The following is an 11,984-nucleotide window of genomic DNA, read 5'->3' as shown; positions in this document are numbered from 1 at the left end:
CATTGGGTAATTTCTTTTTTACCTCCAGCTAAAGGACGATGTCATTAAGTTAAGAGCTTTTTCACGCAGATTTTGCAGATTTTGCGGATTTTTTTATTCTGCTAAAATCTGCGTGAGACTTTTTTAAAGAGCAGAAATTCCAACTAAAGAGGGATAAACGATTTATCTCTCATAAAATTCAATCGGTAATAAATCCGGATCTGCTATAAAAGTGAATCGCTTTTCTGTCGTTTCATCAATTCGGATTGGTTCTGATATTATATTTTTTGTGTTCAAAAAAGCAATCGTTTTTTCCAAATCGGTAACTTCAAAAGCCAGATGACGCAAGCCAACAGCTTCCGGTCGTGACGGTCGTTGTGGAGGATTCGGAAAAGAGAATAATTCAACAATATAAGTGCCGTTTAAAGCCAGATCGAGTTTATACGATTGGCGCTCGTCGCGGTAGATTTCGCGGATAATAGTAAGTCCGAGAATCTGAGTGTAGAAATATTTAGATTCCTCGTAATCGGAACATAAAATAGCGATATGGTGCACTTTATTTAAGGTAAGCATTATAGTTTTGATTGAGGTTCTTGATTTAATTTTCTAATCACTTTTGCAGGATTACCAACGGCTAAAGAATTGTCCGGAATGTTTTTGGTTACCACAGATCCGGCTCCGATGACACAGCCTTTACCGATTGTGATGCCGGGACAGATTACAGAGTTGCCACCAATCCAGCAGTCATCTCCGATAGAAATGGGTAATGCATTTTCTAATGTTTTCCTCAATTCAGCATCCAGTGGATGAGTTGCGGTATAAATTTGAACATTGGGTGCAAAAAAAACATTGGATCCAATAGTTACGGGTGCACAGTCTAAAACGACACAGTTTACATTAAAATAAACATTATCTCCACAAGAAATATTATACCCATAGTCGCAGTGAAAAGGGGGCTCGATATAGAAACTTTTACCTGCATTCGGGATTAATTCGGCTATAATTTCTTTTGCTTTTTTTGTCAAACGATATTCGGTTACGTTTAAACGATGTAAGAGATTTTTAGCTTTTCGGCGTTCTTTTATTAAAACAGGATCGCCGGATATATAGTATTCGCCGGAAATCATTTTTTCTTTTTCAGTTTTCATATAGGGAGTTACATTTTTTTCTTAGCAATTTTATCGTGAAGTTTTAGCACTTCCTGCAGGCTTGCTGATGAATACCAAGGAGTAAGTTCAGCTTCGAGTAATTTGGCCTGAATGGCTGGGTCTGTAGCAACAAGTGCATTTGCTTCTTCGATTGTTTCGACATTAAAAATATAAATTCCTCTGTAATTTCGTTCGTTTTTCATAAAAGGTCCTGCGATCACTAATTTTCCTTCTTTTACCAGTTTGCCGATATTGGTCATATGTCCTTCAAATAATTTTTTGGTTTCTTCTTTAGACGCGGTTGTGTTAGTTCCGGTTTTTAAAAGACAGAAGACATATTTCTTCATGCCGTATTCGTCGGCATTTAAGGATTTTGCTAATTTTTCGTCGTATTTGGATTCGGTTGCTTGTGCGAAACCAACTAAATTCAAAAGTAAAAAGGCGAGTGTGAATATTGATTTTTTCATAATAGTAATTTTTTTTTTAAACACATAGAGACATAGTTTGAAAACTTGGTAAAAGGCGTTTCACTTAACATGAAAACGCATAGAAAAAAGGGTGATTTTCTAGAATAATTTCAAGTATGATCTATAAAATCTATGTGTCTATGTGTTATAAAATGGAGTATTGAAGTTTGATTTTTTCATAATAGTAATGATTTGTTTTTTAACACATAGAGACATAGTTTGAAGACTTGGTAAAAGACGTTTCACTTAACATAAATTCGCATAGAACAGCTATGAGAAAAAATAGTGATTTTCTAGAATAATCGCAAGCAAAAACTATAAAATCTATGTCTCTATGTGTTAAAAAAAATTTTGAAACGAATTTAAAGCAACTTCTTCAAAATAACAATCTGTCCCAAATGATAAACGTCATGTTGAATGATTCCATGAATGTGCTCGTAGTAGGTATGATTGTTAGTAGGGTATATTTTTTCAAAATTGCCATCATCAAAAGTATCCAGAAAGGCATTCCATAATTCTTGCGATTTGGCCAGACTTTGTAGAGATTGTTCCCACGCGGCTTCAGAAGAATCTAAAACAGGAACAAAATAATTATGATCCGGAGTGGTGACCGTTTCGCCCTGAACACGTCGTAGAATGTTTCTTCTCCATTGTATAAGATGATTGACAATTTCCCAAATCGTGTTTAGTCTTGGGTTTATTTTTCGATATGCCTGAGCTGCAGTTACATTTTTTAAGGTATTTTCTAAAGTTACTTCCAGCCAGGGATCTCCATTATAGATGGATTGATACAAATTTGAAACTCTTTTACTTTCTAACATAATCAGTAGTTTAAAAACACAGTAGCTAAGATACAAATAAGTAATTTACAACTCATCCATGAAATTCTACAATTGGGTTATTAAATGTTTTTTAACTAAAAGTGTTAAAATATATTTGTCTCATCAAAAACCAATGACATGAAAACCAAGATTATTTTTACAGTTGCATTTTTATTTACAACGGCTTTTATTTTCGCCCAAAATACCATTTCAGGAAAGGTGGTAGATCAAAAAGGAAAACCAGTTCCGGGAGCCAGTATTTATATCGATGGAACTTATGATGGTGCTACAAGTTCTGATACCGGTGAGTTCTCTTTTGAAACCACAACAAAGGGAAATCAGTTTTTAATAGTGAGTTTTTTAATTTATGAAACGTACAAGCAAGAAATAGATGTTGCGAATTTTAAAGACCAAACGGTTAAACTTCGAGAGAATGTAAATGCGCTTGATGCCGTTGTCATTACCGCAGGAACATTAGAATCGGGTGATAAAGCCAGAGTTTCGGTACTTAAACCATTAGATATTGTAACAACAGCAGGTTCTGCCGGAAATATTATTGCAGCCTTACAAACATTACCCGGAACCCAAAATGTGGGAGAAGACGGTCGTTTGTTTGTACGTGGAGGTGAAGCGAGCGAAACACAAACTTTTGTTGACGGACTTCGTGTAGCGCAACCGTATGGGGCAACGACCAATAATTTACCAACCCGTAGCCGTTTCTCTCCTTTTTTGTTTAGTGGAATCGCTTTTTCTACAGGAGGATATTCTGCAGAATACGGGGAAGCGTTATCAAGTGTTTTACTTTTAAATACACAGGATGAGCCGGACCAAAATAAAACAGATATTGCTTTGATGACGGTTGGTTTAGGAGTAGGGAATACCCAAAAATGGAAAAAAAGTTCGTTCAGTATCAATACCAATTATATCAATTTAGCTCCGTATCAGGCCGCTATTCCGCAAAATGTGGATTGGAATAACCCTTATCAATCTTTGGGCGGTGAGGCGGTTTATCGCTATCATTTTGAAAGAGGGGTTCTTAAACTGTATGCCGCTTTTGATTCGGAAAGATTTGATTTAAATTCAAAAAATGTAAACTTTGTTGATCCGATCAGAACCGATTTAAATAATAACAACTTTTATTTGAATGCTTCGTATAAAGGAAATTTCGGAACGGGATGGCAAGTGACTTCAGGTATAAGCTATGGTTACAGTAAAAATAAAGTATCGTTTGATATCAATGATGTTGACAGTAATGAGAATGCCGCACAGCTGAAATTGAAATTGAGAAAAGATTTTTCTAATTATTTTAAATTGTCTTTTGGAGCAGATTATTTCATCACCAAATTCAATGAAAATTTTGATGACAATGTAGCCCTAAAAGTGGCTAATGGGTACGATTCAGGAATCGCTGCTTTTTATACGGAAGGAGATATCTTATTCTCTAAAAAACTGGCCGCCAAAGTAGGTTTCCGACTTTCAAACAACAGTTTATTAAACGAAACAAATATTGCTCCAAGAGCGTCTATTGCTTACAAAGTTTCTAAAAACAGTCAGTTCTCTTTTGCTTACGGTGATTTCTCGCAGACTCCTGTAGTGGACTATATCAAATATTCCAAATACCATCAGTTTGAAAGTGAAAAAGCACAGCATTATATCCTGAACTATCAATTTACAAAACCGGGTCAGACTTTCAGAGCTGAAGCATATTATAAGAATTACAGCAATTTGGTAAAATATGATACTAGGGATATTCAGTTCAATTCAGTATTCAATAACAACGGTTCGGGTTATGCAAAAGGATTGGATTTATTCTGGAGAGACAGTAATCTGTATAAAAACTTAGAATATTGGATTTCGTACTCGTACATCGATTCAGAAAGAGAGTATAAAAATTTCCCAACGATGGCAACTCCTAATTTTATTGCCAATCACAGTCTGTCAATTGTAACTAAATATTTCATAACCGATTGGAAATCACAGATCGGTTTTACCAACAGCTTTAGTTCAGGAAGACCTTATAATGATCCCAATCAAACGCAATTTATGAATGGAAAAACAAAATCGTATAATAGTTTGAGTTTTAACTGGGCGTATTTGCTGACCACGCAAAAGATTCTTTATTTCTCGGTTTCGAACCTTTTAGGAACTCAGAATGTTTTCGGATATGATTACGCAAGATCACCGGACACAAACGGAGTTTACAACAGACAAGCCGTTATACCAACAGCAGACCGATTTTTCTTTGTTGGTTTCTTCTGGACAATTAGTGAGAATAAGAAAGAGAATCAGTTGAAGAATCTTTAGGGGAGTTGCTAAGGTTCTGAGTTTCTAAGTCTCTAAGAAGAAAAACTCAGAAGCTTAGCCACTCAGAACCTCAGAACCTTAAAAAAAACATTTCAGTCACCAAATTCAACAACTCGGTAGGAATTAGTTTTTAAAGCGGAAGAACCGACCTACTTTTGAAGTATAAATTAATAGAGTTTCAATCAGTATCAAAAATCAGAGTCTTATAGATTCAAAAAACTAAATAAATAACTTTTTAAAAACAAGAAATCATGACCAAAATTATTACAGCCATCACATTGTTTATCTGCGGTTTATTATCTGCACAAACACAATTCGAACAAGGAATGGGAAAAGCATTCGGACTTTGGAAAGAAGGAAAAAGTACAGAAGCATCGGCTATGTTCGAAAGAATTGCTTCTGCTGAAAAAAATAGCTGGTTGCCTAATTATTATGTGGCTTTAGTGAATACAACAGCAGCTTTTTCAGAAAAAGACGGATCTAAAGTTGATTTGTTATTGACAAAAGCGCAAGATGCACTTGATGTTGAATTCATAAAAGATCAAAACAATGCAGAATTATATGTGTTACAAGCTTTACTTTACACGGCTTGGGTGGTACAGGACCCAATGACAAATGCTCAGAAATATTCCGGTAAAATAATGGAAAATTATGCTAAAGCAAAAGCTATAGATCCAAATAATCCAAGAGCAGTTTTTGGTGAAGCGGATTATCAGTTAGGAGGAGCAAAATGGACTGGTGTTGACACAAAACCATTATGTGCTCAGGTTGACAAAGCTATAGAACTTTTTGCTACTTTTAAACCGGAGACTCCTTTTTCACCAAAATGGGGATTAGACAGAGCTTTAGAAACACAAAAAAGTTGTAAAAAATAATAATAAAAATAGTTTGTAATGAAAGACCATAAAAATCCATTTGCCAATTTGAAAAGCGGAACAATCATTTGTTTAAAGATTTCTATGGTCATTACAATACTGTTTTCCATTTTTTTGGGATCTGAATTTAATCTGAAAAATGTAGCGCTGACGTTCTTAGTGAGCTGTGCTTATTCTTTTGGACTTGGCTTTGGTAACGGATTCCTCAATGTTCTTTTAGATAAAAAATGGGATTGGCTCGAACAAACCAATTTGAGAGTGTATTATGGAATTCTGTGTACGGTACTCTATACTGTTCCGGCAGTTTTAGGAATCAATTATGTCATTTTTGTATATGTGCATGATATGTCTCCGGAACAATTTCTAAGCGAAAGAATGATTTGGACGCACCTTTTTTACATTATTTTATCATTAGGGATTTCAACCTTTATGCAGGCCAGAAGCTTCATGGTAAAATGGAAACAGGCTTCTAAATTTGAGGTAACCCAACAAAAGATTATTGCCGGAACTGCCAGTGCTAAATTCGAAAGTTTAAAAAATCAAATCGATCCGCATTTTTTGTTTAACAGCCTAAACGTTCTGAGTTCTTTGATTGAAGAAAATCCTGATAATGCCCAGCGTTTTACCACTTCCTTGTCTAAAATTTATCGCTATGTTCTGGAGCAAAAAGATAAAGAGTTGGTGTCGGTTGAAGATGAGTTATCGTTTGCCAAAACGTATATGAATTTGTTGAAGATGCGTTTCGAGAATAGTTTGTTTTACGAAATGCCAACAACAGATATAAATCCTGATGCAAAAGTGGTTCCGTTGTCTTTACAGCTTTTGCTTGAAAATACCGTAAAACACAATGTAGTAAGTGAGCAGAAACCGCTTCATATCAGAATTTTTATTGATGGAGACTATCTCGCAATCCAAAATGATTTTCAGAAAAAAGAAGTTTTGCAAGATCGCCAGGGGGTTGGTTTGCAGAATATTGTAAATCGCTACGCAATCGTATCCAACAGAAAAGTGGTGATCGAACAAAATGAACAAAATTTTACAGTTAAAATACCAATTTTAACAAAACAAGTTACAGTTATGGAAACAAGTTCAGATTATAATGATGAAACTAAAGCCTATTTCAGAGCTAAGAAAAGAGTGCAGGAATTAAAAGGATTCTATGGTAATGTAATTTCTTATTGTTGTGTAATTCCTTTTTTAATTTTTATAAACTTAAGATTTTCTCCCGGATTTCAATGGTTTTGGTTTTCGGCTTTAGGCTGGGGATTTGGAGTTGTAATGCATGCTTTTAAAGTGTTTGGTTACAGTTCAGATTGGGAAGAAAGAAAAATCAGAGAGATTTTGGAAAGAGAGGGTAATAAGAAAAATTGGAAGTAAGGATGGAAAGAATTTATACAGAAGAAGAAAAGCGTTATCAGCAAGCTCAAAAAAGAGTAACAGAGCTTAGGAAATTTTACAAGCATCTTGGAGAATTTGTGATTGCAAATGCCATTTTAGCAGTCATAAATCTGATGACTTCACCGGGATATTTATGGTTTTTATGGTGTCTGTTTGGCTGGGGGATTGCCATAGCAATGGATGCAGCGAAGGTTTTTAATGTTTTTCCTTTTTTTACTAAGGAATGGGAAGAACAAAAGGTCAAAGAAATTTTAGAAAAAGAAGCTAAGAAGGAAACTAAGAAATAGGTATGGAAACAAATTTTAATAAGAACATTGAAGAGTATGAACTCCAAAAAATGGCAAGTAAAAAAGTAGTAAAGCTAAGATCGTTTTACAGGCATCTGATTATCTATGTTATTGGCGTACTTATTTTTGTTTCAAAAGAGTATTTCGGAGCGCCTTTAAATTTCTTTCCGATAAAGCATCTCAATCTACTTATAATGGGTGTCTGGACGGTCTTTTTAGTAGTGACGGCAATTGATTTGTTTGCTTCTTATAAAATATTTGGAGAGGAGTGGGAAGAGCGTAAAGTAAAAAGCATCTTAGAGAAAAAGTCAAAAACGCAAAAATGGGAGTAATCATGGAACTAAATTTTAATGAAGAGGATCGATATTTTTCCGCTAAAAAGAAAGTAGAAAAAATCAAAGGGTTTTACGGTAATCTGGCATCTTTTATAGGTGTAAATATAGTTTTACTGGTTATAAATTTATTGACATCACCGGAGTATTTATGGTTCTATTGGCCCTTAATGTGGTGGGGTATAGGAGTTGTTTTTCATGGACTGATGGTTTTTGATGTGCTTCCGGTTTTAGGAAAAGACTGGGAAGAAAAGAAAATTAAAGAACTCATGGAGAAAGAAAAAAACAATAATAAAGAAAAGTGGCAATAATCTAATAAAAATAAAAATGAGACACTATAAAAGAGATACACGAGAAGATTATTTTGAGCAATTTGGTGATGATGAGAATTTTGATGCAGCATACAAAAAGATGCGCAGAATCAAAGGGTTTTACTCGCATTTGAGGATTTATGTTATTGTAAATATAATCATAATAATAACCAACTTAAATCGGGATTGGTTTGGGAGAGGAGCAGATCTTTATGAGATTGGATTGTTAGACTGGCATACTTATTCGACAGCGCTTTTTTGGGGGATTGGTTTGTTTTTTCATGCATTATCTGTTTTTGGAGAGAACTTGTTTTTTGGTCAGGAGTGGCAAGAAAAGAAAATTCAAAAATATATGGATAAGGAGCGATCTAAACTCAAAAAATAGTACTAATTTTAAGGTTATTTTTGTAAATCCTTGCATTTTATTAAATGACCACATTAATTATTGAAGACGAAAAGCCGGCAGCAAGATTGTTGCAGCGAAAGCTTGAAAAGCTAAATATTAGCGTAGAAACCATGTTACATTCTGTTGAAGAATCAATAGACTGGTTTTCGAATAACAACCATCCCGATCTGATTTTTTTGGATATACAGTTGTCTGATGGTTTATCGTTCGAAATTTTTGAAAAAATAGACATTAAAAGCGCTATTATTTTCACTACTGCTTATGACGAATATGCTTTGAAAGCCTTTAAACTGAACAGTATCGACTACCTTCTGAAGCCTATTGACGAAGATGATCTTGATGTTGCCGTTACTAAATTTAAAAGTCGTCTTCCTAAATTAGATATGGAGAATACCAATCTTCAGCTTGATTTTGAACAGATCAGGAAGATGTTGTCAAATCCCTTTGAGAAAAACTACAAAAAACGCTTTACCGTTAAAATCGGTCAACAGCTTAAAGTAATTACAATCGACGAAATTGAATGTTTTTTTAGTGAAAATAAAGGAACCTACATTCATACTTTTGAAAACAGAAACTACTTAATCGATTCGACTTTAGAGATTCTCGAACAAGAAGTTGATATGAAAGATTTCTTTCGTGTAAGCAGAAAGTTTATTGTACCACTAAAGGCAATAAAAGAAATACAAGTATACACCAACTCCCGTTTGAAAGTAATTTTACCTTCATATAAAGAAGATGAGGTAGTGGTAAGCCGTGAAAAAGTTCAGGATTTTAAGAATTGGCTGAACTAGGTTTTTGCGCTTCCAAAATCATATAAAACTGAATTCCGAATAAGATAGAGGCCAATACTAAATGTATGGCCTGACTTCCAATTGGGAAATCAAGATAAGCCATAGCCATTCCAGTTAGAATTTCAATTCCGATAAGAGCCAATACCCAGTTCATCTTTGAAAATCCTAAGTTTAGTTTTCTGTTTTTAGTGAATAAATACACATTTACAAGTAAAACGATAACAGAGAAAGAACGGTGAATATAAAAGGTAATAGTAGGGTTTTGCAGCCAAAGAATACTTTCGGTTAACCCGTTTTTTATTTGCTGATCGACAAGCTGACGTACTTGTGTACCAATAGCTACTTGTATTAAGGTCAGTAAAAGAGAAAGTAATAGTACATTTTTGAATGTGCTATTGTACGTTACTGCTGCGAGTTTTGGTCTTGCTACCTGTATAATGTATAAAATCACGGCAACAATAACCAAAGCCATAACCATATGGACAGTAATTTTGATCGGGTTTAATACCGAATACACCACTTTCGCGCCTAACCACGCCTGAAAGCCCATCATAAAAACAACTAACCAGGAAAGAAGGGTAATTCTTTTCTTCTCTTTCCAAAATTTAAAGGAAGCAATAGCCATAAAAAAGCAAGCCATTCCTGCCAAAGCACCACACAAACGATTGATATATTCGATCCAAGTATGAAGCGGATTAAAAATCGCATAATCGTGTTTGGTGTATTTCTCCCAATGCGAAACGTCAAAATTAGTCTGAGTTGTAAAATTGTCTTTGGCAACCAATAAGGTTTCGTCTTTAATGATTACTTGTCCTTTTTCGAAAACACGATTGGGTGCCCAGGTCAGTTCTTTTAAATCCGTTGGAGGAATGTAATATCCAAAACACTTTGGCCAGTCCGGACAACCCATTCCGGAACCTGTCATACGTACTAATGCTCCTGCAACAATTACTAAATAAACTAAAACTAATGCTGTTTTTGCGATTGTAGGGAAGTGTTTTTTCATTCTTTTTAAAAGTTGCTGAGGAACTAAATTGCTGAGGTTCTGAGTTTGTAGTGGTTAACCACGTCTTTTTTTAAACAGCAAATGTTCTATTTACAATATTTTATTTTTTTAATAATCAGTATTTTGCTTTCGTGGGCGCTGTAGCCTTACAGTTTCAGAAACTTAGTTACTTAGAGGCTTTTATCAACCCCATCTTCTCCGCTCTTTTTACAACAAAATCATAAGCAGCCTGATATTCGTTAGGGATTTCACCTTCTAAAATGGCTTCTTTTACCGCTTCTTTCAAAACGCCGATTTCACGCGATGGCTTCAAATCGAATAGTTCCATAATTTCTTCACCTGAAATTGGTGGTTGAAAATTACGCACATGATCGCGTTCTTCAACTTCAACAATTTTTTTGCGGACCAATTCGAAGTTTTTATGGTATTTTTTGAACTTAGACGGGTTCTTAGTTGTAATATCAGCTTCGCACAAGGTCATTAGATTTTCTACATCTTCTCCGGCATCAAAAACCAAACGACGCACAGCACTATCGGTTACAAGATCCTGTGCCAATACAATTGGACGTGAACTCATAATAACCATTTTCTGTACAAATTTCATTTTGTGATTCAAAGGCATGTGCAAGCGTTCGAATATTTTCTTAGCCATTTTTCCGCCTAAAAACTCATGTCCGTGAAAAGTCCAGCCTTGTTTTTTATTGAAACGTTTTGTTGGCGCTTTTCCAATATCGTGCAATAAAGCAGACCAACGCAACCAAACATCATCGGTATTGGGACAAATATTGTCTACGACTTCCAGTGTATGGTAAAAATTGTTTTTGTGGGTATGACCTTCAATTTCTTCCACTTGATTCAACGCAGTCAATTCGGGTAAAATAAGATCTAAAAGTCCGGTTTTATATAAAAGTAAAAATCCGATAGAAGGTTGGTCTGTCGAAAGAATTTTGTTTAATTCATCGACAATTCTTTCTCCCGAGATGATATTAATTCGGTCTGCATTTTTAGTAATGGCATCCAAAGAATTCTTTTCAATCTCAAAACCTAACTGGGTAGCGAAACGAATGGCGCGAAGCATTCGCAACGGATCATCAGAATAAGTAATACTTGGATCTAAGGGTGTTTTGATGATTTTATTTTCTAAATCTGCCAATCCGTCAAAAGGATCAGAAAGATCTCCGAAAGTTTTTTCGTTTAGGGATAAGGCTAAAGCATTTATCGTGAAATCACGACGGTTTTGATCGTCTTCAAGTGTTCCGTTTTCGACAAGAGGATTTCTACTGTCAAAATTATAAGATTCTTTACGGGCTCCGACAAATTCAATGTCCGTGTCTTCAAAGCGCAACATAGCAGTTCCGTAGGTTTTGAAAACTTGTACTTTTGGATTTTTAGGAAGTAATTCAGATACTTTTAAAGCCAATTCGATACCGCTGCCAACGGCCACAACATCAATATCTTTTTTTGAACCACGGTTTAAAAGTAAATCCCGTACAAAGCCGCCAATGACATAACTGTCTACGTTTAGTTCCTGAGATGCCTGCGAAATGATTCCGAAGATTTTATGTTGTAAAGCTGTTTTATAATTTGTTTGTATAGCCACGAATTCACGAATTTTAAATAGTACGTCTTATTCTTGAAGAGAATGGAACGCCTGCAAATTTACAACATTGAAAATGCCTTTTATAATCTATCGCTCACTTTTTTATCGAAAGTCTTAGTTTTATGGGGCAATTTTTACCAAAACACAAAATGTAGTGGTAAACGAGGAAAAGGTTTGACACGAATTACACGAATTATCACGAATGTTTTTGTCCGGCTTGTGGAGTTTGATTCGTGAAAATTGGTGTAATTATAGAATG

The 11,984-nt window shown here is 35.0% G+C and carries 14 protein-coding genes; 8 read left to right on the top strand and 6 right to left on the bottom strand.

Annotation, left to right across the window (positions count from 1 at the left end):
* Positions 1-162: 162 nt before the first annotated feature.
* From ACHRV3_RS19570 to ACHRV3_RS19555, 4 genes are all read right to left on the bottom strand, one after another.
* Complete coding sequence (locus ACHRV3_RS19570; protein WP_395435591.1) at positions 163-552, bottom strand: VOC family protein; 390 nt, start codon at positions 550-552, stop codon at positions 163-165.
* Positions 552-1,127: a sugar O-acetyltransferase gene (locus tag ACHRV3_RS19565; RefSeq protein ID WP_395435590.1), complete on the bottom strand. Its 576-nt coding sequence runs from the start codon at positions 1,125-1,127 to the stop codon at positions 552-554. The genes ACHRV3_RS19570 and ACHRV3_RS19565 overlap by 1 nt, the downstream gene beginning before the upstream one ends.
* A gap of 8 nt (positions 1,128-1,135) precedes the next feature.
* Positions 1,136-1,594 (bottom strand): YciI family protein, encoded by a 459-nt coding sequence (locus tag ACHRV3_RS19560; RefSeq protein ID WP_230002915.1) that lies wholly within the window; start codon positions 1,592-1,594, stop codon positions 1,136-1,138.
* A 362-nt stretch (positions 1,595-1,956) separates the two neighbouring features.
* On the bottom strand, positions 1,957-2,415 hold the full coding sequence (locus ACHRV3_RS19555; protein WP_047778617.1) for a DinB family protein: 459 nt from the start codon (positions 2,413-2,415) through the stop codon (positions 1,957-1,959).
* A gap of 138 nt (positions 2,416-2,553) precedes the next feature.
* Here ACHRV3_RS19555 and ACHRV3_RS19550 point away from each other — a divergent pair, with 138 nt between their 5' ends.
* From ACHRV3_RS19550 to ACHRV3_RS19515, 8 genes are all read left to right on the top strand, one after another.
* Positions 2,554-4,719: a carboxypeptidase-like regulatory domain-containing protein gene (locus tag ACHRV3_RS19550; RefSeq protein ID WP_395435589.1), complete on the top strand. Its 2,166-nt coding sequence runs from the start codon at positions 2,554-2,556 to the stop codon at positions 4,717-4,719.
* 251 nt (positions 4,720-4,970) lie between these two features.
* Positions 4,971-5,594, top strand: coding sequence for a hypothetical protein (locus ACHRV3_RS19545; RefSeq protein ID WP_047778619.1), 624 nt, complete (start codon positions 4,971-4,973; stop codon positions 5,592-5,594).
* Positions 5,595-5,612: 18 nt separating this feature from the next.
* Positions 5,613-6,971, top strand: a complete 1,359-nt coding sequence (locus ACHRV3_RS19540; protein WP_047778620.1) for a 2TM domain-containing protein — start codon at positions 5,613-5,615, stop codon at positions 6,969-6,971.
* A gap of 2 nt (positions 6,972-6,973) precedes the next feature.
* Positions 6,974-7,279 (top strand): 2TM domain-containing protein, encoded by a 306-nt coding sequence (locus ACHRV3_RS19535; RefSeq protein WP_230002911.1) that lies wholly within the window; start codon positions 6,974-6,976, stop codon positions 7,277-7,279.
* 2 nt (positions 7,280-7,281) lie between these two features.
* Positions 7,282-7,611 (top strand): 2TM domain-containing protein, encoded by a 330-nt coding sequence (locus ACHRV3_RS19530; protein WP_047778622.1) that lies wholly within the window; start codon positions 7,282-7,284, stop codon positions 7,609-7,611.
* 2 nt (positions 7,612-7,613) lie between these two features.
* Positions 7,614-7,922, top strand: coding sequence for a 2TM domain-containing protein (locus ACHRV3_RS19525; RefSeq protein ID WP_395435588.1), 309 nt, complete (start codon positions 7,614-7,616; stop codon positions 7,920-7,922).
* Positions 7,923-7,938: 16 nt separating this feature from the next.
* Positions 7,939-8,307 (top strand): 2TM domain-containing protein, encoded by a 369-nt coding sequence (locus tag ACHRV3_RS19520; RefSeq protein ID WP_395435587.1) that lies wholly within the window; start codon positions 7,939-7,941, stop codon positions 8,305-8,307.
* A gap of 44 nt (positions 8,308-8,351) precedes the next feature.
* Positions 8,352-9,119, top strand: a complete 768-nt coding sequence (locus tag ACHRV3_RS19515; RefSeq protein ID WP_047778625.1) for a LytTR family DNA-binding domain-containing protein — start codon at positions 8,352-8,354, stop codon at positions 9,117-9,119.
* Here ACHRV3_RS19515 and ACHRV3_RS19510 read toward each other — a convergent pair.
* Both ACHRV3_RS19510 and ACHRV3_RS19505 read right to left on the bottom strand, forming a co-directional pair.
* Positions 9,100-10,125, bottom strand: coding sequence for a heme A synthase (locus ACHRV3_RS19510; protein WP_395435586.1), 1,026 nt, complete (start codon positions 10,123-10,125; stop codon positions 9,100-9,102). The genes ACHRV3_RS19515 and ACHRV3_RS19510 overlap by 20 nt on opposite strands.
* Positions 10,126-10,291: 166 nt before the next feature.
* Entirely contained in the window at positions 10,292-11,725 is a 1,434-nt protein-coding gene (locus ACHRV3_RS19505; RefSeq protein ID WP_395435585.1) for a CCA tRNA nucleotidyltransferase, read from the bottom strand.
* Positions 11,726-11,984: the final 259 nt, after the last annotated feature.

Source organism: Flavobacterium sp. FlaQc-49, assembly GCF_044005985.1.
Taxonomy (GTDB): Bacteria; Bacteroidota; Bacteroidia; order Flavobacteriales; family Flavobacteriaceae; genus Flavobacterium; species Flavobacterium cupriresistens.
The sequence above is the reverse complement of the archived record's forward strand: the minus strand, read 5'-3'. Positions and strand labels throughout refer to the sequence as shown.